We start from the raw sequence: 23,693 nt of genomic DNA on the forward strand, positions 1-23,693 counted from the left end.
TCGAGTGGGCACTTTCACCCGCCCACATCAGTCGAGTGGGCACTTTCACCCGCCCGGAGGCGGGTGAAAGTGCCCACTCGACACGATGGGTCAGACGGAGGGGGTCGTCTCGTGCGGCCCGACCGGCAGCTTCTCCACTCGAGGGTCACCCGCATCGGCGAAGTAGTCCGCCGGGATGGTCTCGTCCCGACCCTCGTCGACCTTGCCCGCGCGGAACGCGAACGTGAGCACGGCCGCGACGAGGACGTTGATCACGAAGGCCGTCAGCGCGATGTAGCCCATCTGCCCGATGACCGGGATGTTGGCGACGGACCCGCCGAAGTTGGACTTCGTCACCGGGTTCACGACGTTGTACGCCGCGATGGTGCCGTAGACCATGCCGACCGCCCAGCCGATGAGCAGGGCTCGACGGTGGAACCACCGCGTGTAGAGGTAGAACACGATCGCCGGGAACGTCTGGAGGATCCAGATGCCACCGAGGAGCTGGAAGTTGATCGCGTTGCTCTTGTCGAGCGTCAGCACGAAGACCAGCGCGAACGCCTTGACCACCAAGGAGGTCAGCTTCGACACCTTGGCCTCCTGCTCGGTCGTCGCGTCTGGCTTGAGCCACGCCTTGTAGATGTTGCGGGTGAACGTGTTGGCCGCCGCGATCGACATGATCGCGGCCGGCACCAGCGCGCCGATGGCGATCGCCGCGAAGGCCACCCCCGCGAACCACGACGGGAACATGTCCTCGAAGAGCTGCGGGATCACCAGCTGGGCGTTCGGCTTGCCGTCGAGGCCGATCGGCTTCGTGCCGGCAGCGATCGCCACCCAGCCGAGCAGCGCAAGCAGGCCGAGCACGAACGAGTAGGCGGGCAGGATCGCGGCGTTCTTGCGAATCGTGTTGCGGCTCTTGGCCGAGAGCGTCGCCGTGATCGAGTGCGGGTACATGAACAGGGCGAGCGCCGACCCGAGCGCCAGAGTGCCGTAGGCCCAGTACTGCGCGGCAGCCGGAACGAAGGCGCCGTTGGGCTTCCCGGTCGCCGGGTTGGTCGCCGCCATCTTCTCCTTCGCCGAGTCGAAGATGTTGTCCCATCCGCCGACCTTGGACGGCAGGTAGATGACGGCCACGATGATGACGAGGTAGATGAGGATGTCCTTGACGAACGCGATGATCGCCGGCGCGCGCAGCCCCGAGGTGTACGTGTAGAGCGCGAGCACGAGGAAGGCCACGAGCAGGGGGAGGTCCTTGGCGAGCACGTTGTCCCCGCCGCCGACGCCGGCCACCTCGAGCACGGCCTGGATGCCGACGAGCTGCAGGGCGATGTACGGCATCGTCGCGAGGAAGCCGGTGACGGCGACGGCGAGCGAGAGGCCCCGCGAGCCGGACCGGCCCTGGACGAAGTCGGCCGGCGTGACGTAGCCGTGCCGGTGCGACACCGACCAGAGGCGGGCCATGAACACGAAGATGATCGGGTAGAGCACGATCGTGTAGGGCACGGCGAAGAAGCCGTTGACGGCGCCGAAGGCGAACATCGCGGCGGGCACCGCGACGAAGGTGTACGCGGTGTAGAGGTCGCCGCCGAGCAGGAACCACGTGATCCACGTGCCGAACGAACGGCCACCGAGACCCCACTCGTCGAGACTCTCCATGCTCGTCGGGCGACGCCAGCGAGAGGCCCAGAAGCCGGCTCCGGCGACGACGACGAAGAAGAAGATGAGGACGGCGAGTGCGACGCCGTTGACTCCGGTCTGCGTGTTCATCGGCGCTCACCGCCAAGTCCGTCGTTCTCGCCGTCGAGATACTCGTCGCCCTCGGGGTTCATCGGCCGGTGCGGGCGTGCCTTGAGCACGATCCGGTAGGCGGCGTAGGTCATTCCGGAGCACAGGAAGACCCACAGGAACTGGTACCAGATGAAGAAGGGGAACCCGCCGAGCCGTGGCTCGTCCTTGGCGTAGGTGCCGACGAGCAGCAGTGCCACGACAGGGATCGCGAGCAGCACGCCGGCCAGGGCCAGCAGCCCCTTGTTCGCCGGCGGGGCGTGGTAGTGGTGGTGCGGTGCGTGACTCACGCATGACCTCCGTTGGTCAGGGCCGGACGACTCCGGCCGTGCGTCGCGGAACATACCCTTGCGCGGCGCCCAAATGTGTCCTGCGACACCCGGACTTGCAGTCTCTCACCAGTTACGGCCGCCGTCGCGCCCGCTGGCCGGGCAGCGTCCTCGACTCCGACCGCCCCCGGATAAGGTGTCGCGCATGGCTGATTTCGATGTCGTTGTGCTCGGTGCTGGTCCCGGTGGCTACGTCGCGGCGATCCGCGCGGCCCAACTCGGCAAGAAGGTCGCCGTCGTCGAGAAGCAGTACTGGGGTGGGGTGTGCCTCAACGTCGGCTGCATCCCCAGCAAGGCGCTCCTTCGCAACGCGGAGATCGCGCACATCATCACGCAGGAGAAGAAGACCTTCGGCATCGACGGCGACGCGACGATGTCCTACGCCGTGACGCACTCGCGCAGCCGCGGGGTGGCTGACGCGAGCGCCAAGGGCGTGCACTACCTGATGAAGAAGAACAAGATCGAGGAGATCGACGGCTGGGGCACCATCACGAGTGCCACGTCGCTGGACGTCGCGCTCAACGACGGCTCCCGGCGCACCGTGACCTTCGACAACCTCATCATCGGCACCGGCTCGGTGACCAGGATGCTGCCCGGAGTGCAGGTCAGCAAGAACGTCGTCACCTACGAGGAGCAGATCCTCGACGCCGACCTGCCGGGCTCGATCATCATCGCCGGCTCGGGCGCCATCGGCGTCGAGTTCGCCTATGTCATGAAGAACTTCGGTGTCGACGTGACCATCGTCGAGTTCCTCGACCGGATGGTGCCGACCGAGGATGCCGACGTCTCCAAGGAGCTCCTCAAGCAGTACAAGAAGCTCGGCGTGAAGGTGCTCCTCGGCACGAAGGTCGAGGGCGTCGAGGACACCGGCTCCGGTGTACGCGTCACGGTGAGTCCTGCGGCCGGCGGTGACCAGCAGGTGCTCGAGGCGGACCGCCTGCTGTCCGCGATCGGCTTCGCCCCTCGGATCGAGGGCTTCGGCCTCGAGAACCTCGGCGTGACGATGACCGACCGCGGCGCCATCGAGGTCGACGCGCGAGGGCGCACCAGCGTCCCCAACGTCTACGCGATCGGCGACGTCACCGGCAAGCTCATGCTGGCCCACACCGCCGAGGCGATGGGCGTCGTGGCGGCCGAGACGATCGCCGGTGCCGAGACCATGGAGATCAACTTCGACATGATCCCGCGGGCCACCTTCTGCCAGCCACAGATCGCGTCCTTCGGCTACAGCGAGGCGCAGGCTCGCGAGAAGGGGTACGACGTCAAGACGGCGAGCTTCCCGTTCTCCGCGAACGGCAAGGCGCGTGGCATGGCCGAGGGCGTGGGCTTCGTCAAGATCGTGGCCGACGCGCAGCACAACGAGATCCTCGGCGCCCACATGATCGGCCCCGAGGTCACCGAGCTGCTCCCGGCCCTCACGCTCGCCCAGCAGTGGGACCTCACTGCCGACGAGGTCGCCCGCAACGTCTTCGCTCACCCGACGCTGAGCGAGGCCATGAAGGAGGCCGTCGAGGGCATCGCCGGCCACATGATCAACCTCTGAGATCAACCTCTGAGTTCAACCACTGAGATCAACCACTGAGATCAACCACTGAGCCGACTCGGACAGCACGACGCCCCCGCAGGATCGCGGAGGCGTCGTCACGTGCGGTTGTCGCGCAAGCGATCAGTACCAGTGCTTCCTGCCACCGACCGCGCGACCCGTGGCACCGAGCAGGAACAGGACCGCCCCGATGACGATGAGGATGATGCCGATCGTGGTCAGGATGCCGATGTTGGCCAGCCAACCGACGAGCAGCAGGATGATTCCGAGAACGATCATGGTGTCGCTTCGCTCCTTCGATCAGGTAATCCCTAGCATCGAGAGGCATACCCGGGCGGGAGCAAGAGGTAACACCCGGCCGCAAACGGCCGCAGCGGCATACGTCTCGATTAGGGCGCGGCAGGCCACGCTGTTAACCTTGGGGGTGCCGTAGACCGGCCGCGGATCGATAGCGCCCAGGTGGACATGCCCTGGAGCACCGCGCAACGAGATGAGAAGGAGTCGGTTCATCCATGCCTTTGGACACTGACGTGAAGAAGCAGATCATGACCGAGTACGCCACCGCTGAGGGCGACACCGGCTCCCCCGAGGTGCAGATCGCGATGCTGACGCAGCGCATCAAGGACCTCACCGAGCACGCTCGGGCCCACAAGCACGACCACCACAGCCGTCGTGGTCTCCTCCTGCTCGTCGGCCGCCGCAAGCGCATGCTGCGCTACCTCGAGGCGACCGACATCGAGCGCTACCGTTCGCTGATCAAGCGACTCGGCCTGCGTCGATGAGTTCGTGACGAAAGGCGGTCACCGCGTTCTGCGGAGACCGCCTTTCGTCGTAGGTGCGGGCAGCCGACGCCCGTCGACCACCGCACCAGGGCCGACCGGCCCGAAGAAGGAACACCACGCACACAACGACGATGTGCGCGGGCACATGAGAAAAAGAAAGCGAGGGCCCCTTTCATGGAGGGTCCAGACATCACCTTCGCCGAAGCCGTCATCGACAACGGCAGCTTCGGCACCCGCACGGTCCGGTTCGAGACCGGCCGACTGGCCCGCCAGGCCGGCGGCGCCGTCACGGCATACCTCGACGACGACACGATGCTGCTGTCGACCACGTCCGCGGGCAAGACCCCGAAGGACCAGTTCGACTTCTTCCCCCTGACGGTCGACGTCGAGGAGCGGATGTACGCGATCGGCAAGATCCCCGGCAGCTTCTTCCGCCGCGAGGGTCGCCCGTCCACCGAGGCCGTGCTCACCTGCCGCCTCATCGACCGCCCGCTGCGCCCGACCTTCAAGAAGGGCCTGCGCAACGAGGTCCAGGTCATCATCTCGGTGTTCTCGCTGAACCCCGACCACCAGTACGACGTGCTCGCCATCAACGCCGCGAGCGCCTCGACGCAGATCTCCGGCCTGCCCTTCTCGGGCCCCATCGGTGGCGTGCGCGTGTCGCTCATCGACGGCCAGTGGGTCGCCTTCCCCAACTTCTCCGACATCGAGCGCTCCGTCTTCGACATGGTCGTCGCGGGCCGCGTCGTCGGCGACGACGTCGCGATCATGATGGTCGAGGCCGAGTCGACGGAGTCGACGTGGGACCTCGTCAAGAACGAGGGCAAGCAGGCCCCGACCGAGGAGGTCGTGGCCCAGGGCCTCGAGGCCTCGAAGACGTTCATCAAGCAGCTGTGCGAGGCCCAGGCCCGGCTCGCCGCCGAGGCCGCCAAGCCGGTCCAGGAGTTCCCCGTCTTCCTCGACTACGAGGACGACGTCTACGCCGCTGTCGAGGGCGCCGTCGAGGCCGACACCACCGCCGCTCTGACGATCGCCGGCAAGCAGGAGCGCGAGGACCGCCTCGACGAGATCAAGGCCGCCGTCAAGGCGCAGCTCGCGGAGCAGTTCGAGGGTCGTGAGAAGGAGGTCTCCGCCGCCTTCCGCTCGGTCCAGAAGAAGCTGATCCGCCAGCGCATCCTGCGCGACAAGGTCCGCATCGACGGCCGTGGCCTCGCCGACATCCGCGCCCTGGGCGCCGAGGTCGAGGTCCTGCCACGCGTGCACGGCTCGGCGATCTTCGAGCGTGGCGAGACCCAGATCATGGGTGTCACGACGCTCAACATGCTCAAGATGGAGCAGCAGCTCGACACGCTGAGCCCCGTCACGCGCAAGCGCTACATGCACAACTACAACTTCCCGCCCTACAGCACCGGTGAGACCGGCCGCGTCGGTTCGCCGAAGCGCCGCGAGATCGGTCACGGCGCCCTTGCCGAGCGTGCGCTCATGCCGGTCCTGCCGACCCGCGAGGAGTTCCCGTACGCGATCCGTCAGGTGTCCGAGGCCCTCAGCTCCAACGGCTCGACCTCCATGGGCTCGGTGTGTGCCTCGACCCTGTCGCTGCTCAACGCCGGTGTGCCGCTGCGCGCCCCGGTCGCCGGCATCGCGATGGGCCTCGTGTCCGACACCGTCGACGGTGAGACGCAGTACGCCGCGCTCACCGACATCCTCGGTGCGGAGGACGCCTTCGGGGACATGGACTTCAAGGTCGCCGGCACCAAGGAGTTCGTCACGGCCATCCAGCTCGACACGAAGCTCGACGGCATCCCCGCGTCGGTGCTCGCCGGCGCGCTGACCCAGGCCCGCGACGCGCGTCTGCACATCCTCGACGTCATGGCGGAGGCCATCGACGTGCCCGACGAGATGAGCCCGTACGCCCCGCGCATCATCACGGTGAAGGTCCCCGTCGACAAGATCGGTGAGGTCATCGGCCCGAAGGGCAAGATGATCAACCAGATCCAGGACGACACGGGCGCCGACATCTCGATCGAGGACGACGGCACCGTGTTCATCGGTGCGGTCGACGGCCCCTCGGCAGAGGCGGCACGCGCGGCGATCAACGCCATCGCGAACCCGCAGATGCCGGAGGTCGGCGAGCGCTTCCTCGGCACGGTCGTCAAGACGACCACGTTCGGCGCGTTCGTCTCGCTGCTGCCCGGCAAGGACGGCCTGCTGCACATCTCCGAGGTGCGCAAGCTCGTCGGCGGCAAGCGGATCGACAACGTCGACGACGTCGTCAAGATCGGCCAGAAGATCCAGGTCGAGCTCAAGGAGATCGACCCGCGCGGCAAGCTGAGCCTCGCCGCGGTCCTTCCCGAGGGTGCGGGCGACGCCGCCGAGGCCGCGCCGGCCGACGCTGCGAGCGCCGAGGCCCCCGCGGAGGTCTGACCGGAAGGTCCGTCCCGGATCGTCACGAGCGGCCCGTCACCCCATCGGGGTGGCGGGCCGCTCGACGTCCCCGGACGTCAGAAGATCGCGTTGACGATGTTCCAGCCGGTACTGACGAGGACGCGGGGCTTCCACGTGTTGTCGGCGTTGCGCGCGTACAGCCAGAGCCGGCCACCGGAGTCGCGTGCCAGCACGTCCGGGGTCCGGTCGCCGTTGAAGTCGCCGGGGCTCATGATCGCGGTCAGGCCGTTCCAGCCGGTGCCGACGAGTACGCGCGTCGCGAGGCTGCCCGTCCCGGTGCCCGGGTAGAGCCACAGGTAGCCGGTCGCGCGCTCGCGTGCGAGCAAGTCCGCCCGGCCGTCACCGTTGAAGTCACCCGGTGCGACGACGGCGCTGAAGCGGTTCCAGTCCGACCCGATCGTGACGCGGGGCAGCCATCCGCCGGTCCCATTGCCCGGGTAGAGGTAGAGGGCGCCGGACGAGGTCCGTCGTGCGACGACGTCCATGCGGCCGTCACCGTTGAAGTCGCCGGCCCCGACGATGGCGTTCATGATCTGCCAGCCCGTGCCCACTCGAAGGGCAGGCAGGACCCAGCCGCCGCGGCCGTTGCCCCGGTAGAGCCAGAGGTCACCGGTCGACGCGTTACGTGCCAGCACGTCGTGTGCGCCGTCCCCACTCACGTCCCCTGGGGTCTCGAGGGCATTGAACGCGCCCCAGCCGGTGCTGATCTGCACGCTCGCTGCGTGGCTGCCGGTACCCGTGCCGGCGTAGAGCCGGAGAGCCGCGGTGGACGTCCATCGAGCCAGGACGTCGTTCTTCCAGTCACCGTTGAAGTCGGCCGTGCTGTTCGACAACGAGGCCCGTGGCACGGCGAGCGCCGTGAAGGCATAGGGCTCGCAGGTGCGGTCGTAGTCACGCGTGTCGTCGTACCACTGGGAGACGTAGACGCGGCCCCCTGAGAAGCTCGGCTGCGTGCACCGGTCGAGCGCCTCGGCGGGGTAGTCGAGCCGTCCTGCTGTGGCCCACACCGGCACGCCGGGCAGGCGCCACGAGCCGACGATCTCCTGCCAGCCGTTCGTGTACGAGTAGAAGCCGTAGGCGTAGCCCGCGTCACCCAGTCCGCGCATCAGCCCCTCGACGACGTGACGGTTCTCCGCCCGGCGCAGCGTGGTTCCCGTCGGCCAGGGCTGTTTGGGCCGCGGCTCGACGTCGATCCAGACGACGGGTGGACGCCAGCCGATGCGGCTCAGGGTCGCGGCGGCGTACTTGGCCTCGGCGTAGCCGACGTTGGACAGCTGTCCGGCGCGGGTGCTCGACGACCACGGCCCAGAGGCCTTGTACGTGCTCAGCTGCGTGCTCGTGGGGAACGTCGCCATGGCGTACCCGTGGATGGGCTTGGAGCGGCTCTTGGCCCACTGGACCTGCGAGGCCACGCACGGGTTCTCCGTGAACGCCAGTCCCTTCGTCAGCCCGATGATGACGAACTGCGTGCTCTCCGGCGGCATCGGCAGCCCGAAGCCGCCCTGTGCGGTCGAGCACTGCGGCCACGAGATGTCGTGGCCGAACATCACGGCTGCCTGGGCGCTCGGTGCCACCACGAGGCCGAGGGCGAGCCCGATGGCGGCGAGCGGGGCGAGGGCCAGGCGACGGAGTCGGCTCCGGAGCCCGGAGCGGGGTGGGGGGACGAGCATGGGGACCACTTCCTACAAGTGCCTCCAGTGTGCGCCTTCTCCCAGCGGACTCCCAGCCTTCTCTTCCCACGATGGGTCCGTATGCCGTGCGCGCCGTCGCGTGGCCGCGGCGGCTCGTTAGGCTGGCGGGCGTGAGCGACTCGACACAGCAGCCGTCCCGCGAGATCAAGGTCGCCGTCATCGGCGCGAACGGCCGGATGGGCTCCGAGGCCGTCAAGGCGGTCGAGGCGGCCGGCGGGCTTGCGCTCGTCGGGACCTACGGCTCCGGCGACCAGCTGGGTGACCTCGGTGGGGCCGACGTCGCGGTCGAGCTGACGGTCCCCGGCGCCTCGCCCGCCAACGTCGCCCACTGCATCCAGCGCGGCGTCCACGTCGTCGTCGGCACGACCGGCTGGGACGACGCCGCGCTCGAGACGCTGCGCGAGCAGCTCGTCGAGGCACCGCCCGCCGGCAGCGGTGCCGGGGTGGGGGTCCTCATCGCCCCGAACTTCGCGATCGGTGCGCTGCTCATGATGTCGTTCGCCGCCAAGGCAGCGCCGTTCTTCGAGTCGGTCGAGGTCATCGAGCTGCACCACCCGGCCAAGGTCGACGCGCCCTCAGGAACCGCGGCCCGCACGGCCGAGCTGATCGGGCGCGCCCGCCTCGAGGCCGGCGTGCCGGCCGTTCCCGACGCGACCACCCACGACCCCGACGGCGCCCGCGGGGCCACCGTCCACGGCATACCCGTGCACTCGGTGCGGCTGCGTGGGCTCACCGCGCACCAGGAGGTGCTGCTCGGCAACGCGGGGGAGGTGCTGACCCTGCGGCACGACTCGTTCGACCGCGGCAGCTTCATGCCGGGCGTCATCGCCGCGGTGCGCGCCGTCGGCGACCATCCCGGCCTCACGGTCGGGCTCGAGCACTACCTCGGCATCGCCTGAGACTCGCACGCGTGGCCATCCCGAAGGTCGTCCTCTTCTACGCGTTCCGGCCGCTCGCCGATCCGGAGGCCCTACGCCTGTGGCAGCGCGACCTCTGTGTGGGTCTTGGTCTGCGCGGACGAATCCTCTTGTCGCGCCATGGGATCAACGCCACGGTGGGCGGCGACGTGACGGCGCTCAAGACGTACGTCCGCAAGACGCGGGAGTACTCTCCCTTCCACGACATCGACGTCAGGTGGAGCGACGGCACCGGGCTCGACGACGCCGGCAGGACGCTCGACTTCCCGCGGCTCGTCGTCAAGGCGCGCGACGAGATCGTGTCGTTCGGCGTGCCGGACGAGGTCGCCGTCGACGAGCAGGGGGTCGTCGGGGGCGGCATCCGTCTCACGCCGGACGAGCTCGACACGTTGGTGGCCGAACGGGGTGACGACGTCGTCCTGTTCGACGGCCGCAACGCGGTGGAGGCGCAGGTCGGCCGGTTCCGGGGCGCGGTCGTGCCGGACATCCGGCACACGAGCGACTTCGTGCGCGAGCTCGACGCAGGCCGCTGGGACGAGCTGCGGTCGCGGCCCGTCGTGACGTACTGCACCGGCGGCATCCGGTGCGAGGTCCTGACGACCCTCATGCGCTCGCGCGGGTTCGAGGAGGTCTACCAGCTCGACGGGGGCATCGTCCGCTACGGCGAGCAGCGCGGCGACCGGGGGCTCTGGGAAGGGCACCTCTACGTCTTCGACGAGCGGATGACCGTCGGCTTCAGCGACGCCGCCGCCCATCTCGCCGAGTGCCACGCCTGCGGCGCACCGACGAGCCGCCTGCACAACCGCGAGGACCTCCCCGGCCGGCCGCTGCAGCCGGTCTGCGACCTGCACGCCTGACGAGCTCTCCGCAGCGCTCACCGTCCCCGGGCGGCCGGACGGACACATCGTGTCGCCCCGGACGTCGGGCCCGCCGCAGGATGAGCCCGAGGTGGCGGGCCCTCACGTGTCGTCGTGGCCCGGCCCGTCGTGCCGTTCGAGGACCTCCGCCGGCGCGCGCATCCGCCACGCGTCGGTCACCAGCTCCTCGAGCCGGCCGACATCGACGCGGTCGAGCAACAGCATCGCTAGCGGAAGGCCGTCGTAGACCGGCGTCGTGAAGAAGAGGTCGGGCTCACCGAGGACGAGAGCCTGCTTCTCGGCCTCGTCACCGACGTAGAGGACAGCGATGTCGGTGCGGATGACACGCCGCTGGCCGGGTCTGCGCTCCGGGTAGGACCAGACGAAGCCCTTGTTGCCGACCCGGAAGTCGAACCCGTCGCTGGCGATCTCCTCGACCTCCGGAAGGGCGAGGGCCAACCGCCGCACGTCGTCGGCATCAGCCATTCTCAGGCCCACCCGAGCGCGCGCAGGATCGCGGCGGTCGCCGCACCGAGCACGACGACGACGACGAAGGGGGCGCGCAACAGGAGCGCGACGACCGCCACGCCGACGGCCACCGCGCGCGCGTCGAGCACGAACGCGCCGCCCGTCCCGGTGAACGCCTGCGTCGCCACGAGCGCCGCGAGGAGGGCGATCGGCAGCGCCCCGGTGATGCGCCGCACCCGCGGTCCGTCGAGCAGGGCCGCGGGCACGACGTGCCCGGCGAGCTTGAGGCCGAAGGCGATCGCAGCGGCGACGAGGAGCGCGGTCCACATGCTCACGGGCGCTCCCTCCGCGGCACGCGCCAGGCGAGGAGAGCCGCTGCGGCAGCTGCCACCACGGGTATGCCGGGCGGCATCGTCGGCGACAGCACGACCGCCACGACGGCGCCCACCACGGCGATGGCCACCGCGTCGCGGTCGCGCAGGCGTGGCCAGAGCAGCGCGGTGAAGGCCGCGCACGCCGCGGCGTCGAGGCCGTAGGTGCGTGGGTCGCCGATGAGGTTGCCGATGAGCGCTCCGGCGAGAGTCGTGAGGTTCCACAGCACGAACACGCTCAGGCCGGTGAGCCAGAAGCCGAGGCGAGACGTGCGCGGGTCGCCCTGGGCGACAGCGACGGCCGTCGACTCGTCGATCGTGAGGTGCGCGGCCGCGACCCGTCGAGCGCCACGCACACCGAGCAGGTGCGTCAGCTCGAGCGCGTAGAGGCCGTTCCTGATGCCGAGCATCGACGAGGCGGCGATCGCGGCCGGTGCCGCGTGCAGGCCGCCCGCCACGATGCCGACGAACGCGAACTGCGAACCGCCCGTGAACATGAGCAGTGACAGCGCCATCGCCTGCCACGTGTCGAGGCCCGCCGCGACGGCGAGCGCGCCGAAGCTGATGCCGTAGGCACCGGTCGCGACACCCACGGACAGGCTCTGCCGCACGACGGCGCGGCGCGCCCCCGGGTCCGTCCCTTCGGTCACGCCTGCTCCGAGCCCTCGGCGTCGACGACGCTCGCCGACAGGCGCACCTCACGTGCAGTGCGGCCCTCCTCGGACACCACGCGCTCACGGTGGGCGCCGTCGGCCTCGAGACCTGCCGCCACGAGGAAGCCGCGGGTCTCGTCGGCGTCAGCCAGGACCCAGGCCGTCAGCATGCGCGCGCCGCGCCCGCGTGCCGTGTCGACAGCTGCGTTGAGCAGGCGCGAGCCGTGCCCCTGGCGGCGTGCGTCGGGGTGGACGCCGAGGACGAGCAGCTCCGCGGCCGCGGCACCGTCGGGGTCCGGCGAGGGACCCACCGCAGCGAAGCCGACGACCTGCTCGCCGGCGCACGCGACGAGCAGCAGGTGGTCGGGCGAGGGCGCGTCACCGAGCGAGGCGCGCCAGGCGTTCGTGAAGGGACGCGGGTCGAACTGCTCGACGACCTCGTGGGGCAGCACGCCGGCATACGCCGCCCGCCACACGACCGCTTGCACGAGCCCGACGGCCGGTGCATCGGACACCCGCGCCACGCGCACCGACGCGTCCGCCACCGGCCCCGCCTCGTGCGCGTGGTCGTGCCCGTGCCCGTGCCCGTGGTCGTGCCCGTGGTCGTGCCCGTGGTCGTGCGCATGCCCGTCGGTGTGCTCGTGTTCGTGTGCCACCACGGCATCCTCTCAGGCGGCGACGACCGCGCCGCCCGTCGCCTCGTCATCGCGACCGCGGACCCGGCTTTGGACGCCCTCGGGGCCATCTCGCATACTGGACTCATGTATGGCAACGACGTCATCGACCCGAACGAACCGCTGAACGCGGCCGAGACCGACGCGTACGACGCGGCAGCGGCCCACGACGAGCAGCGCGACAGTCGAGACGGCGTCGGTGACGACTTCGATGCCCTCATCGCAGCCGACCAGCGCATCGAGCCCCGCGACGCGATGCCCGAGAGGTACCGAGAGACGCTGGTCCGCCAGATCGCCCAGCACGCGCACTCCGAGATCATCGGCATGCAACCCGAAGGCAACTGGATCAGCCGGGCCCCGTCGTTGCGTCGCAAGGCCATCCTCATCGCGAAGGTGCAGGACGAGGCGGGCCACGGGCTCTACCTGTACAGCGCCGCCGAGACGCTCGGCGTCGACCGGCAGGAGCTGCTCGACCGGCTCCACGACGGCAAGCAGAAGTACTCCTCGATCTTCAACTACCCGACCCTCACGTGGGCCGACTGCGGAGCCATCGGCTGGCTCGTCGACGGCGCGGCGATCATGAACCAGGTGCCCCTCTGCCGATGCTCCTACGGTCCCTACGCGCGCGCCATGATCCGCGTCTGCAAGGAGGAGTCGTTCCACCAGCGGCAGGGCTTCGAGATCCTGTGGACCCTCATGCGTGGCACCGAGGCCCAGCAGGCGATGGCCCAGGACGCCGCCAACCGCTGGTGGTGGCCGGCGCTCGCGATGTTCGGCCCGCCTGACACCGGCGAGGCCGCCACGGGCGGGCACACGGAGCAGTCGATGGCGTGGGGGATCAAGCGGTTCGCCAACGACGACCTGCGCCAGAAGTTCGTCGACATGATGGTGCCGCAGGCCGAGAAGCTCGGCATCGTCCTGCCCGACCCCGAGCTGCGCTGGAACGACGAGCGCGGCCACTACGACTTCGGCGAGATCGACTGGGACGAGTTCTGGCAGGTGCTGCGCGGTGACGGCCCCTGCAACGCCGAGCGCATCGCGCACCGCCGTCGCGCCCACGAGGACGGCGCCTGGGTGCGCGAAGCCGCCACCGCGTATGCCGTCAAGCACGCCACGAGGACCAAGGAGAGTGCCGCGTGAGCGGAGCCACGAACCCGCCCCGCACCGACTCGCACGATCCGCAGGCTCCTGCCGAGGCTCCCCACGCGGAGCGCAGCTGGCCGCTCTGGGAGGTCTTCGTGCGCGGCAAGCGCGGCCTGTCGCACGTGCACGTCGGCTCGCTGCACGCCCCCGACGCGACGCTAGCCCTGCGCAACGCGCGCGACGTCTACACCCGCCGCCAGGAGGGCGTCTCGATCTGGGTGGTTCGCGCCGACGACGTCACCGCGAGCAGCCCCGCCGAGAAGGACTCGTTCTTCGACCCGGCTGCTGACAAGGTCTACCGGCACCCGTCGTTCTACGACGTGCCCGAGGATGTCGAGTACCTGTGAGCGAGAACGTGACCCACCCGGCTGCGGCCACCTCCGCGGCCGAGTCCGCCGAGCGTGAGCCGCTTCCGGGAGCAGCCGAGAACGTCGGGCGCGGCGAGAAGCCCTACGCGGCACACCTGCTCGGTCTGGCCGACGACGCGATGGTCTACGCCCAGCGCCTCTCCGAGTGGATGACCAACGCCCCCCAGATCGAGGAGGACATGGCGCTCGGCAACATCGCGCTCGACCTGCTCGGCCAGGCGCGCGCCCTCTACCCGTACATCGGCTCCATCGACGGCACGGGCCGCGGCGAGGACGACTACGCGATGCAGCGCGACGAGCGCGAGTGGCGCAACGTCCACCTCGTCGAGCAGGAGCGTGGTGACTTCGCCGACGAGATGGCGCGGCTGCTGTGGTTCTCGGCCCGCCAGGTCGAGCTCCACACCGCGCTGGCCGGCTCCGGCGACGACGTCGCCGCGGGCGTCGCAGGCAAGGCCCTCAAGGAGGTGCGCTACCACCTCGACCACGCTTCGCTGTGGGTCGTGCGCCTCGGCGACGGCACCGACGAGTCGCACCGCCGCATGCAGGCGGCGCTCGAGCGCGTGCTGCCATATCTCCCAGAGCTCTTCGACGACGACGAGGCGTCGGTCCTGGCAGCCGGTCTCGGCGTGGGCGTGCTGCCGTCCAGCCTGCACGACGCCGTCGTGGCCCGAGTGGCCCGCGTCGTGGACGAGGCCACCCTGACCTTGCCGAACGACTCGCCGTGGCGCTCGCGCGGCGGTCGCGACGGAGTGCACTCGCGGCCGATGGGTTACCTCCTCGCCGAGATGCAGCACATCGCGCGCTCCCACCCCGGCGCGACGTGGTGATGCTCATGGCAGTGGAATCGCCTGTTGCAGAAGCGATCTCCCGTATCCCAGATCCCGAGGTTCCCGTGATCAGCATCGCCGACCTCGGCATCCTGCGATCCGTCGCGGTCGACGACGACGCCCACACCCTCGTGGCGACGATCACGCCCACCTACAGCGGCTGCCCGGCCATCGAGGCGATCGCGTCGCGCATCGTCTTCGAGGCCGGCCGACGGGGGTATTCCGCCGACGTCCGCACGCAGCTGTCACCCGCCTGGACGACCGACTGGATGACCGACGAGGGCCGGGCGGCGCTCGAGCGGTTCGGCATCGCGCCACCCGGCGCGGTGGCGGGGGAGACACGTGGGCCGGTGGCGGTGAGCCTCAGCAGGCACGTCGTGGCCTGCCCGCGGTGCGGCTCCACCGACACGAGCGAGATCGCCCACTTCGGCTCGACGGCGTGCAAGGCCCTGCGCCGGTGCAACGCGTGCCTCGAGCCCTTCGACGAGTTCAAGGCCATCTGAATGACCGACGTGACGACCCCGCCTGCCGCCGTGCCCTCCGCGACGACCTCCGAGACGCCCGGCACCGCGCTCGCCTCGGCGTCCGCGCGGCACCGGGCGCGCTTCCACCCGCTCACCGTCGCCTCCGTCGAGCGCCTGACCGACGAGTCCGTCGCCGTCACGTTCGAGGTGCCAGCCGAACTCGTCGACGAGTTCGCCTTCGAGCCCGGTCAGCACCTGACGCTGCGGGCCACGATTCTCGGCGACGACGTCCGCCAGTCCTACTCGATCTGCCAGTCGCGGCGCGCCGACCCCACCGGGCGCCGTCTGCGAGTGGCGGCTGCCCGCGTGCCCGAGGGCCGGATGTCCAACTGGCTCAACGACGTCGTCAGCGCGGGCGACGTCGTCGACGTCATGACCCCGCAGGGCTCGTTCACGTGCCCGACCCAGCCGGACGGCATACGTCATCACGTCGCGATCGCGGCGGGCTCGGGCATCACGCCCGTGATCTCGCTGCTCACGAGTGCGCTCGAGGAGGAGCCCGGCTCCCGGGCGACGCTGCTCTTCGGCAACCGGCGGACGAGCTCGATCATGTTCCTCGAGGAGCTCGAGGACCTCAAGAACCGCTTCCCCGGGCGCTTCCACCTCGTCAACGTGCTCTCGCGGGAGGCCCAGGACGTCGAGCTGTTCCACGGCCGCCTCGACCCTGAGCGGCTCACGGCGATCTTCGCCGCGCTGCTGCCCCTGGAGTCCGTCGACGAGTGGTACCTGTGCGGCCCGTTCGGCATGGTCACCGGGGCCGAGGCGCTGCTCAAGGAGCGCGGGGTCGACGAGCACCACATCCACCACGAGATCTTCCACGTCGACGACGGCACGGAGCCCAGGCGCAAGGTCGTCGTCGACGACTCGGCGCCGCCGGAGGCCACCGTGACCGTCAACCTCGACGGCCGCACGACCGTGATCCCGATGCCCAGCCGCGAGGAGACGATCCTCGACGCGACGCTCCGTGCGCGGCCCGACGCGCCGTTCTCCTGCACCAACGGCGTGTGCGGCACCTGTCGGGCCCGTCTCGTCTCGGGAGAGGTCCGGATGGATCGCAACTACGCCCTGGAGCCCGAGGAGGTCGAGGCCGGCATCGTCCTCGCCTGCCAGAGCCACCCGGTCACCGACGAGGTCAGCCTGGACTACGACGCCTGAGCCGTTCGCGGGCTCGCCGCCGTGACGGGCGACGGTGCCCGCCGACATCCCTGTGCACTGCGGCGTGGAACACGGGCGGCAGCAGGCGTGTTGGACGGGGCGTGGACGTGGTCGAGGTCGTGGTCATCGGGGCTGGGCAAGCCGGTCTCTCGGCAGCGCACCACCTGAAGCGGCTCGGAGTCTCGCCGTTCGTCGTGCTCGACGCCAACGAACGGCCGGGCGGCGCCTGGCAGCACCGGTGGGACAGCCTCACGATGTCGGACGTCCACGGCATCGCCGAGCTGCCCGGCATGGCCGTCCCCGAGCACACGCCGGCGGACCGGGCCAACGTCATCGTGCCGCGCTACTTCGCGGAGTACGAGCGGCACTTCGACCTCCCGGTCGTGCGGCCCGTGCGTGTCACCTCGGTCGCTCCCGTCGACGACGACCCGGATGGCCTGCTGCGGGTCGAGACGACCCGAGGCACGTGGCTGACCCGGTCGGTCGTCAACGCGACCGGCACCTGGGAGACGCCCTTCATGCCGTACTACCCGGGCATGGGGAGGTTCCGGGGCAGGCACCTGCACACCGTCGACTACCGAGGGCCCGACGAGCTCGCCGGCAAGCGTGTCGTCGTCGTGGGTGGGGGAGCGTCCGCGGTGCAGCTCCTCGGCGAGCTCACGCCGGTGGCGCACACCATCTGGGTGACACGACGTGAGCCGGTCTGGCGCACGGTGGAGTTCACGCCGGACGTCGGCCGCCGGGCCGTCGCACTCGTCGAGGAGCGCGTGGCTCAGGGCCTGCCACCCCGCAGCGTCGTCAGCGTCACCGGCCTCGTGCTCCGCCCCCAGGAACAGCGCGCCGCCGAGCTCGGCGCCTATGAGCGGCGCCCCATGTTCGCCCGCATCGAGCCGGACGGCGTGCGGTGGTCGAGCGGGTCGTTCGAGCCGGTGGACGTCATCATCTGGGCCACCGGCTTCCGCCCGACGGTGGGGCACCTGGGAGCCCTCCACCTCAGGAGCGAGCACGGCGGCATACGCCTCCTCGCACCCTTCGACCAGCACACGTTCACGACGTCGACCGCTGACCCCCGCATCCACTTCGTCGGTTACGGACCGTCGGCGTCGACGATCGGAGCGAACCGTGCCGGGCGGACGGCCGCCCGCGCCGTCCAGCGGCAGCTCACGGGCGGCCGAGAGGCCGTCGCCTAGATCGCCGAGTGCCGTGGGCGTGACAGCAGGAAGTAGGAGAGTGCCGGGCTCGCCGTGACGTCCTTGCACGGGTAGCCGAGGTCCTCGACGTGCCGGCGGAAGTCGTCGGCCTCCGCGGGGTTGTCGTCGACGCCCTCGAAGGCGCAGAGCATGCGCCCCGAGTCGGCGCCGTGGCTGCGGTAGTGGAACATCGTGATGTTCCAGCGAGTGCCGAGCTGGGTGAGGAAGCGCAGCAGGGCGCCCGGGTACTCGGGGAACTCGAACGAGTAGACGCGCTCGCGGCACTGTGGTGGATGCCCGCCGATCATGTAGCGGACGTGGGTCTTGGCGGTGTCGTCGTCGGAGAGGTCGATCACCTCGTAGCCGGCCCCGGCGATCTCGGCGATGATCTCCGCGCGCTCGGCGAGCCCCCGAGTCAGCTGCACGCCGACGAAGATCCGTGCCTCGAACGTGTCGTCGAGGCGGTAGTTGAACTCCGTAACGGCCCGCCCGGCGAGGGCCCGGACGAACGTCAGGAACGAGCCCTGCCGCTCCGGGATCGTCACGCCGAGCAGGGCCTCACGGTGCTCCCCGACCTCCGCGCGCTCGGAGATGTAGCGCAGCGTGTGGAAGTTGACGTTGGCGCCCGAGAGGACGTGGGCGAGGCGCTCGCCGTGGATGTCGTGCTCTTCGACGTACTTCTTGAGCCCGGCGAGGGCGACGGCTCCGGCCGGCTCGGCGACGGCCCGCACGTCCTCGAAGATGTCCTTGATCGCCGCACAGATCTCGTCAGAGCTCACGGTGACGACGTCGTCGAGGTGCTCGCGGCACAGCTCGAAGGTCCGGTCACCGATGCGCTTGACGGCGACGCCCTCCGCGAACCTGCTCACCTCCGGCAGCTCGACCGGTCGCCCGGCGGCCAGGGCCGCGGTGAGGCACGCGGCGTCGTCGGGTTCGACCCCGATGACCTGCACAGCCGGCATGAGGTACTTGACGAGCGTGGCCACGCCCGCAGCGAGCCCGCCGCCACCGACGGGGACGAAGATGCGGTCCAGGTGAGCGTCCTGCTGGAGCAGCTCGAGACCGAGCGTGCCCTGTCCGGCGATGACGAGCGGGTCGTCGAACGGCGCGACGTAGATGCGTCCGCGCTCGTCGGCGAGTCGCAGTGCCTCGGCCTTGGCCTCGTCGAACGTGTCGCCGTGGAGGACCACCCGAGCCCCGTGCGCGCGGACCGCGTCGACCTTGATCGGGGCCGTCGTGACCGGCATGACGACGTCGGCCTCGATGCCGAGGAGAGCGGCCGAGAGCGCGACGCCCTGCGCGTGGTTGCCGGCCGACGCGGCCACCACGCCCCGGGCCCGCTGCGCGTCGTCCAGCTGCCGCATGAACGTGTAGGCGCCGCGCAGCTTGAACGAGTGGATCGGTTGCCGGTCCTCCCGCTTGACCTCGATCGTGTTCCCGAGGCGCGTCGAGAGCGACTCCATGACCTCGAGCGGCGTCACCACAGCGGCCTCGTAGACCGGGGCGCGCAGGACCTCACGCAGGTGCTCCGCGCCTGCTGCCGCCGCCGCCGCGGTGCCGCCCTCGACGGACACGGTCGCCATGCCTCCGAGACTAGGGCCGCCCCGCTGCTCCCGTCCGCTGGGACCAGTGCACGAGACGCGCCCGCGCGCCCGGCGGCATACGCCTGCGTGCCTGGGCGGGACTGTCGGGCGCCGGGGTTAGGCTGCGGGCGTGCGGCAGTACCTTGACCTCCTCGACCACGTCCTGACCCACGGTCAGGAGAAGTCCGACCGGACCGGCACGGGCACCCTCAGCGTGTTCGGCCACCAGATGCGCTTCGACCTCGCCGACGGCTTCCCGGCCCTGACGACGAAGAAGCTGCACCTGCGCTCCATCATCGGCGAGCTGCTGTGGTTCCTCCGCGGCGACACCAACGTCCGCTGGCTGCAGGAGCGTGGCATCTCGATCTGGGACGAGTGGGCCGACAAGGACGGCGACCTGGGCCCGATCTACGGCTACCAGTGGCGCTCGTGGCCCACGCCCGACGGCCGCCGCGTCGACCAGATCGCCAAGGTCATCGAGCAGATCCGCACCAACCCCGACAGCCGCCGGCTCATCGTGTCGGCGTGGAACGTCGCCGACGTCGACGACATGGCGCTGCCGCCGTGCCACACGATGTTCCAGTTCTACGTCTCGCCGCCCGGGCACGACGGTCGGCGCCGGCTCTCGTGCCAGCTCTACCAGCGCAGCGCGGACATCTTCCTCGGCGTGCCGTTCAACATCGCGTCCTACGCGCTGCTCACCCAGATGGTCGCCCAGCTGACCGACCTCGAGCCGGGCGAGTTCGTCCACACCCTCGGCGACGCGCACCTCTACCTCAACCACCTCGAGCAGGCCCGCACGCAGCTCACTCGCACGCCCCATGCGCTGCCGACGATGCGGATCAACCCGGACAAGCACGACATCGACGAGTTCGACCTCGACGACTTCGAGCTGCTCGACTACGTCGCCGAGCCGGGCATCAAGGCACCCATCGCCGTCTGACCTCACCCGTCTGCGATTCTTGCCCGCATGACCGAGGTGATGCACAACGTCACGCTCATCGCCGCCGTGGGACGCAACGGCGTCATCGGCGACGGCCTGAGCATGCCCTGGCACCTGTCCGAGGACCTCAAGTTCTTCAAGCGCACGACGATGGGCCACCCGATGGTCATGGGTCGGCGCACCTTCGACTCGATGGGCGCGCTGCCGGGCCGGCGCAGCGTCGTCGTGACCCGCCAGCGCGACTGGAGCCATCCCGGCGTCGACGTCGCGCACTCGCTGCCCGAGGCCCTCGCCCTCGTCGGCGACGCCGACGAGGTCTTCGTCGTGGGTGGGGGAGAGGTCTACCGACAGGCCATCCCGTATGCCGCCCGCCTCCTCGTCACCGAGGTCGACCTGTCCCCGGAGGGCTCGGTGACCTTCCCGCACATCGACCCGGCCGTCTGGGTCGAGACGGCCCGAGACGATCGCGACGGCTTCGCGTGGGTGACCTACGAGCGTCGGGACTGAGCTCACCGCGGCCGCATGGTGCCTCGCACGAAGAATCTTGCTACTCGCGTGTAACACCGCCGGAGCGCGTGCGATGTAGGGGGTGGCGAGGCACTACTCGGACCCCCGAGCGAGTAGTGCCTCGCCTTCTGCATGCCGGGGGCCCCCTTTTCGCGCGCTCATGCCTGGAGCGCGCGATCCGCCGCCGAGGCGCGCGAGATGGCGCGCGCTCGACCTCACGAGCGCGCGTTCCGAGTGCGAGCGCGCGAAACATCCCAGGTCCGGCGGGGCTGCCGGTGGGCGCGCCGGGATGATCGCCGGACACTGGCGCTAACCTTGGCCCCATGGCTGCCGCACCCGTACTCGGACGTGTTCTCTCGGCGATGGTCACGCCCATGCGGGCTGACGGGTCGGTCGACCTCGACGCGGCGCAGCGAGTGGCGACGCATCTCGTCGACGCGGGCCACGACGGCCTCGTCATCTCCGGCACGACCGGTGAGTCGCCGACCACGTCCGCCGACGAGAAGGACGAGCTCCTCCGGGCTGTCATCGAGGCCGTCGGCGACCGCGCGGTCATCATCGCCGGTGCGGGCAGCAACGACACGGCCAAGAGCATCGAGTCGGTGCGTCTGGCGCAGAAGGCCGGCGCCGACGCCGTCCTCGCGGTCACCCCGTACTACAACAAGCCTCCGCAGGCGGGCCTCGTCGCCCACTTCACGGCGCTCGCCGACGCGAGCGACCTGCCCGTCATGGTCTATGACATCCCCGGCAGGTCCGGCATCGCGATCGCCCGCGAGACCTACCTGCGCATCGCCGAGCACGAGCGCATCGCTGCCGTCAAGGACGCCCGCGGCGACCTGTGGTTCGCGAGCGAGATGATGCAGGCGACCGGCCTCGACTGGTACTCCGGCGACGACGCGATGAACCTCGCCCACTTCGTCAACGGCGCGGTCGGCTTCGTCGGCGTCACCTCCCAGGTGGCGCCCACGGCATACCGGGAGATGGCCGACGCCGTCCTCGAGAGCCGGTGGGAGGACGCCCGAGCCGTGCACCGGCGTCTGACGCCGATCGTCAACGCCGTCATGAACGTCACCCAGGGCGCGATCATGGCCAAGGCCGGTCTCCTCGCCCAGGGCCTCATCGAGTCGGCGGCCGTTCGCCTGCCTCTCGTCGAGGCCGACGACGCGCAGGCCGCGCTCGTCCGCGAGGCCCTCTCGGCGGTCGGATGACCGCCCCATGACCTCTGACCGGAGCCCGCGACGGCCCGGCAGCACCACCGAATGACAGGACACCTGTGAGCCACCCCCATCCTGAGCTGACCACGCCCCCCGCCCTCCCCGACAACGGCCTGAGGGTCGTCGCGCTCGGCGGGCTCGGGGAGGTCGGACGCAACATGGCCGTCCTCGAGACGAAGGGAAAGCTCCTCGTCATCGACTGCGGCGTGCTCTTCCCCGAGGACCACCACCCGGGTGTCGACCTGATCCTCCCGGACTTCACCTACATCGAGGACCGCCTCGACGACATCGAGGCCATCGTCCTGACGCACGGGCACGAGGACCACATCGGCGCCGTGCCCTACCTGCTCCGCCTCAAGAGCGACATCCCGCTCATCGGCTCGACCCTGACCCTCGCCCTCGTCGAGGCCAAGCTCAGGGAGCACCGCATCCGGCCGTACTCCATGGCCGTCAGGGAGGGGCAGCGAGAGCGGGTCGGCGTCTTCGACCTCGAGTTCGTCGCGGTCAACCACTCGATCCCCGACGCGCTCGCGGTGTTCGTGCGCACCGAGGCCGGCACGCTGCTGCACACGGGCGACTTCAAGATGGACCAGCTGCCGCTCGACGGCCGCCTCACCGACCTGCGCGCCTTCGCGCGGCTCGGCGAGGAGGGTGTGGACCTCTTCCTCACGGACTCGACGAACGCCGACGTCCCCGGCTTCACGACCCCCGAGCTCGAGATCGCCCCGGCCATCGACAAGGTGTTCCGCCACGCGCAACGCCGCGTCATCGTCGCCTGCTTCAGCAGCCACGTGCACCGTGTGCAGCAGGTCCTCGACGCCGCGGAGAAGGCAGGCCGCAAGGTCGCCATGGTGGGTCGCTCGATGGTGCGCAACATGGGCATCGCGGCCGAGCTCGGCTACCTCAAGGTGCCCGACGGCATCCTCATCGACATCAAGAAGATCGAGAGCCTGCGCGACGACGAGCTCGTCCTCATCTGCACGGGCTCGCAGGGTGAGCCGATGGCTGCCCTGTCGCGGATGGCCAACCGCGACCACCGCATCGACGTCGGCCCCGGTGACACGGTGCTCCTCGCGAGCAGCCTCATCCCGGGCAACGAGAACGCCGTCTACCGCATCATCAACGGCCTGATGCGCCTCGGCGCCAACGTCGTGCACAAGGGCAACGCGAAGGTGCACGTCTCGGGCCACGCGAGCGCCGGCGAGCTCCTCTACTGCTACAACATCGTCAAGCCGCGCAACGTGCTGCCCGTACACGGCGAGTGGCGCCACATGTACGCCAACGCCCAGCTCGCGGTCGCGTCGGGCGTCCCCGAGCGCAACGTCGTGCTCGCCGAGGACGGCGTCGTCGTCGACCTCGTCGACGGCCAGGCGTCCGTGGTCGGGGTCGTCGACTGCGGCTACGTCTACGTCGACGGCAGCAGTGTCGGCGGCGCCGACGAGGCGCTGCTCAAGGACCGCCGCATCCTGCGCGACGAGGGCTTCATCACGTGCATCGTCGTGCTCGACGCCGCGACCGGCAAGATCGCGAGCGGGCCCGAGATCACGGCTCGCGGCTTCGTCGAGGACGAGGAGATCTTCCAGCAGGTCATCCCCAAGGTCGAGCGGGCCGTCGAGGAGGCCGTCGCCAACGGGGTGCGCGACGACCAGCAGCTCCAGCAGGTCGTGCGCCGGGCCGTCGGCTCGTGGGTCGGTGGCAAGGTCCGCCGTCGGCCGATGATCATCCCGGTCGTGCTGCAGGCGTGA

24 protein-coding genes are annotated in these 23,693 nt (G+C 70.1%); 15 read left to right on the top strand and 9 right to left on the bottom strand.

Going from position 1 to position 23,693, the window contains the following annotated elements:
- Positions 1-90: 90 nt before the first annotated feature.
- Positions 91-1,746, bottom strand: a complete 1,656-nt coding sequence (gene mctP / locus ACFQU3_RS01580) for a monocarboxylate uptake permease MctP (protein WP_385905489.1) — start codon at positions 1,744-1,746, stop codon at positions 91-93.
- A complete protein-coding gene (locus ACFQU3_RS01585) occupies positions 1,743-2,054 on the bottom strand; it encodes a DUF3311 domain-containing protein (protein WP_385905492.1) in 312 nt (103 codons plus the stop codon). Before ACFQU3_RS01585 ends, mctP begins: the two co-directional genes overlap by 4 nt.
- A 184-nt stretch (positions 2,055-2,238) precedes the next feature.
- Between ACFQU3_RS01585 and lpdA the strand changes: the two genes are divergently transcribed.
- Entirely contained in the window at positions 2,239-3,636 is a 1,398-nt protein-coding gene (gene lpdA, locus ACFQU3_RS01590) for a dihydrolipoyl dehydrogenase (protein ID WP_385905495.1), read from the top strand.
- Positions 3,637-3,759: 123 nt separating this feature from the next.
- On the opposite strand, the gene ACFQU3_RS01595 is transcribed toward lpdA, so the two are convergent.
- Positions 3,760-3,915, bottom strand: a complete 156-nt coding sequence (locus tag ACFQU3_RS01595; RefSeq protein ID WP_385905497.1) for a DUF6131 family protein — start codon at positions 3,913-3,915, stop codon at positions 3,760-3,762.
- A gap of 233 nt (positions 3,916-4,148) precedes the next feature.
- Here ACFQU3_RS01595 and rpsO point away from each other — a divergent pair, with 233 nt between their 5' ends.
- Complete coding sequence (gene rpsO, locus ACFQU3_RS01600; protein WP_385905500.1) at positions 4,149-4,418, top strand: 30S ribosomal protein S15; 270 nt, start codon at positions 4,149-4,151, stop codon at positions 4,416-4,418.
- Positions 4,419-4,592: 174 nt separating this feature from the next.
- A complete protein-coding gene (locus ACFQU3_RS01605; RefSeq protein WP_385905503.1) occupies positions 4,593-6,842 on the top strand; it encodes a polyribonucleotide nucleotidyltransferase in 2,250 nt (749 codons plus the stop codon).
- Positions 6,843-6,919: 77 nt separating this feature from the next.
- Here the strand turns inward: ACFQU3_RS01605 and ACFQU3_RS01610 are convergent, their stop codons facing one another.
- Positions 6,920-8,533 carry an FG-GAP-like repeat-containing protein gene (locus ACFQU3_RS01610; RefSeq protein ID WP_385905506.1) on the bottom strand — a complete coding sequence of 538 codons (1,614 nt, stop codon included), beginning with the start codon at positions 8,531-8,533 and terminating at the stop codon, positions 6,920-6,922.
- A gap of 131 nt (positions 8,534-8,664) precedes the next feature.
- Between ACFQU3_RS01610 and dapB the strand changes: the two genes are divergently transcribed.
- Together dapB and ACFQU3_RS01620 are read left to right on the top strand one after the other, a co-directional pair.
- Positions 8,665-9,453 (top strand): 4-hydroxy-tetrahydrodipicolinate reductase, encoded by a 789-nt coding sequence (gene dapB, locus ACFQU3_RS01615; RefSeq protein ID WP_385905509.1) that lies wholly within the window; start codon positions 8,665-8,667, stop codon positions 9,451-9,453.
- Positions 9,454-9,464: 11 nt separating this feature from the next.
- Positions 9,465-10,328: a rhodanese-related sulfurtransferase gene (locus ACFQU3_RS01620; RefSeq protein WP_385905512.1), complete on the top strand. Its 864-nt coding sequence runs from the start codon at positions 9,465-9,467 to the stop codon at positions 10,326-10,328.
- Between the two features lie 102 nt (positions 10,329-10,430).
- On the opposite strand, the gene ACFQU3_RS01625 is transcribed toward ACFQU3_RS01620, so the two are convergent.
- The 4 genes from ACFQU3_RS01625 to ACFQU3_RS01640 are packed head-to-tail and all read right to left on the bottom strand — an operon-like array spanning position 10,431 to position 12,476.
- Positions 10,431-10,814: an MmcQ/YjbR family DNA-binding protein gene (locus tag ACFQU3_RS01625; protein ID WP_385905515.1), complete on the bottom strand. Its 384-nt coding sequence runs from the start codon at positions 10,812-10,814 to the stop codon at positions 10,431-10,433.
- Between the two features lie 2 nt (positions 10,815-10,816).
- A complete protein-coding gene (locus ACFQU3_RS01630) occupies positions 10,817-11,125 on the bottom strand; it encodes an AzlD domain-containing protein (protein ID WP_385906578.1) in 309 nt (102 codons plus the stop codon).
- Between the two features lie 2 nt (positions 11,126-11,127).
- A complete protein-coding gene (locus ACFQU3_RS01635; RefSeq protein ID WP_385905517.1) occupies positions 11,128-11,817 on the bottom strand; it encodes an AzlC family ABC transporter permease in 690 nt (229 codons plus the stop codon).
- On the bottom strand, positions 11,814-12,476 hold the full coding sequence (locus ACFQU3_RS01640) for a GNAT family N-acetyltransferase (protein WP_385905520.1): 663 nt from the start codon (positions 12,474-12,476) through the stop codon (positions 11,814-11,816). Before ACFQU3_RS01640 ends, ACFQU3_RS01635 begins: the two co-directional genes overlap by 4 nt.
- A gap of 105 nt (positions 12,477-12,581) precedes the next feature.
- On the opposite strand from ACFQU3_RS01640, the gene paaA reads away from it, so the two are divergent.
- The 6 genes from paaA (at position 12,582) to ACFQU3_RS01670 (ending at position 17,701) form a co-directional block, all read left to right on the top strand.
- Positions 12,582-13,634, top strand: coding sequence for a 1,2-phenylacetyl-CoA epoxidase subunit PaaA (gene paaA, locus ACFQU3_RS01645; RefSeq protein ID WP_385905523.1), 1,053 nt, complete (start codon positions 12,582-12,584; stop codon positions 13,632-13,634).
- Complete coding sequence (gene paaB / locus ACFQU3_RS01650) at positions 13,631-13,984, top strand: 1,2-phenylacetyl-CoA epoxidase subunit PaaB (RefSeq protein WP_385905527.1); 354 nt, start codon at positions 13,631-13,633, stop codon at positions 13,982-13,984. Before paaA ends, paaB begins: the two co-directional genes overlap by 4 nt.
- Positions 13,981-14,832: a 1,2-phenylacetyl-CoA epoxidase subunit PaaC gene (gene paaC / locus ACFQU3_RS01655; protein WP_385905530.1), complete on the top strand. Its 852-nt coding sequence runs from the start codon at positions 13,981-13,983 to the stop codon at positions 14,830-14,832. The genes paaB and paaC overlap by 4 nt, the downstream gene beginning before the upstream one ends.
- Positions 14,832-15,335 (top strand): 1,2-phenylacetyl-CoA epoxidase subunit PaaD, encoded by a 504-nt coding sequence (gene paaD, locus ACFQU3_RS01660; RefSeq protein WP_385906581.1) that lies wholly within the window; start codon positions 14,832-14,834, stop codon positions 15,333-15,335. Before paaC ends, paaD begins: the two co-directional genes overlap by 1 nt.
- The gene (gene paaE, locus ACFQU3_RS01665; RefSeq protein ID WP_385905532.1) at positions 15,336-16,511 is read left to right on the top strand and encodes a 1,2-phenylacetyl-CoA epoxidase subunit PaaE; all 1,176 of its coding nucleotides are present in this window, start codon (positions 15,336-15,338) and stop codon (positions 16,509-16,511) included.
- Between the two features lie 101 nt (positions 16,512-16,612).
- Positions 16,613-17,701: an NAD(P)-binding domain-containing protein gene (locus tag ACFQU3_RS01670; protein ID WP_385905534.1), complete on the top strand. Its 1,089-nt coding sequence runs from the start codon at positions 16,613-16,615 to the stop codon at positions 17,699-17,701.
- Here ACFQU3_RS01670 and ilvA read toward each other — a convergent pair.
- The gene (gene ilvA, locus ACFQU3_RS01675) at positions 17,698-19,284 is read right to left on the bottom strand and encodes a threonine ammonia-lyase, biosynthetic (protein ID WP_385905537.1); all 1,587 of its coding nucleotides are present in this window, start codon (positions 19,282-19,284) and stop codon (positions 17,698-17,700) included. The genes ACFQU3_RS01670 and ilvA overlap by 4 nt on opposite strands.
- A 130-nt stretch (positions 19,285-19,414) precedes the next feature.
- Here ilvA and ACFQU3_RS01680 point away from each other — a divergent pair, with 130 nt between their 5' ends.
- From ACFQU3_RS01680 to ACFQU3_RS01695, 4 genes are all read left to right on the top strand, one after another.
- A complete protein-coding gene (locus ACFQU3_RS01680) occupies positions 19,415-20,227 on the top strand; it encodes a thymidylate synthase (RefSeq protein WP_385905540.1) in 813 nt (270 codons plus the stop codon).
- Positions 20,228-20,254: 27 nt separating this feature from the next.
- Positions 20,255-20,734 carry a dihydrofolate reductase gene (locus ACFQU3_RS01685; protein ID WP_385905543.1) on the top strand — a complete coding sequence of 160 codons (480 nt, stop codon included), beginning with the start codon at positions 20,255-20,257 and terminating at the stop codon, positions 20,732-20,734.
- A 323-nt stretch (positions 20,735-21,057) separates the two neighbouring features.
- Positions 21,058-21,942, top strand: coding sequence for a 4-hydroxy-tetrahydrodipicolinate synthase (gene dapA / locus ACFQU3_RS01690; protein ID WP_385905546.1), 885 nt, complete (start codon positions 21,058-21,060; stop codon positions 21,940-21,942).
- Between the two features lie 65 nt (positions 21,943-22,007).
- On the top strand, positions 22,008-23,693 hold the full coding sequence (locus ACFQU3_RS01695; RefSeq protein WP_385905548.1) for a ribonuclease J: 1,686 nt from the start codon (positions 22,008-22,010) through the stop codon (positions 23,691-23,693).

The organism is Terrabacter sp. GCM10028922 (assembly GCF_042666095.1).
Taxonomy (GTDB): Bacteria; Actinomycetota; Actinomycetes; order Actinomycetales; family Dermatophilaceae; genus Terrabacter.

What these genes read in the sequence shown, in the direction of transcription:
- mctP (WP_385905489.1), bottom strand. Translation starts at nt 1,746, where the DNA reads ATGAACACGCAGACCGGAGTCAACGGCGTCGCACTCGCCGTCCTCATC.
- lpdA (WP_385905495.1), top strand. Translation starts at nt 2,239, where the DNA reads ATGGCTGATTTCGATGTCGTTGTGCTCGGTGCTGGTCCCGGTGGCTAC.
- ACFQU3_RS01595 (WP_385905497.1), bottom strand. Translation starts at nt 3,915, where the DNA reads ATGATCGTTCTCGGAATCATCCTGCTGCTCGTCGGTTGGCTGGCCAAC.
- rpsO (WP_385905500.1), top strand. Translation starts at nt 4,149, where the DNA reads ATGCCTTTGGACACTGACGTGAAGAAGCAGATCATGACCGAGTACGCC.
- ACFQU3_RS01605 (WP_385905503.1), top strand. Translation starts at nt 4,593, where the DNA reads ATGGAGGGTCCAGACATCACCTTCGCCGAAGCCGTCATCGACAACGGC.
- ACFQU3_RS01610 (WP_385905506.1), bottom strand. Translation starts at nt 8,533, where the DNA reads ATGCTCGTCCCCCCACCCCGCTCCGGGCTCCGGAGCCGACTCCGTCGC.
- ACFQU3_RS01625 (WP_385905515.1), bottom strand. Translation starts at nt 10,814, where the DNA reads ATGGCTGATGCCGACGACGTGCGGCGGTTGGCCCTCGCCCTTCCGGAG.
- ACFQU3_RS01630 (WP_385906578.1), bottom strand. Translation starts at nt 11,125, where the DNA reads ATGTGGACCGCGCTCCTCGTCGCCGCTGCGATCGCCTTCGGCCTCAAG.
- paaA (WP_385905523.1), top strand. Translation starts at nt 12,582, where the DNA reads ATGTATGGCAACGACGTCATCGACCCGAACGAACCGCTGAACGCGGCC.
- paaD (WP_385906581.1), top strand. Translation starts at nt 14,832, where the DNA reads ATGCTCATGGCAGTGGAATCGCCTGTTGCAGAAGCGATCTCCCGTATC.
- paaE (WP_385905532.1), top strand. Translation starts at nt 15,336, where the DNA reads ATGACCGACGTGACGACCCCGCCTGCCGCCGTGCCCTCCGCGACGACC.
- ilvA (WP_385905537.1), bottom strand. Translation starts at nt 19,284, where the DNA reads ATGGCGACCGTGTCCGTCGAGGGCGGCACCGCGGCGGCGGCGGCAGCA.
- ACFQU3_RS01685 (WP_385905543.1), top strand. Translation starts at nt 20,255, where the DNA reads ATGACCGAGGTGATGCACAACGTCACGCTCATCGCCGCCGTGGGACGC.
- dapA (WP_385905546.1), top strand. Translation starts at nt 21,058, where the DNA reads ATGGCTGCCGCACCCGTACTCGGACGTGTTCTCTCGGCGATGGTCACG.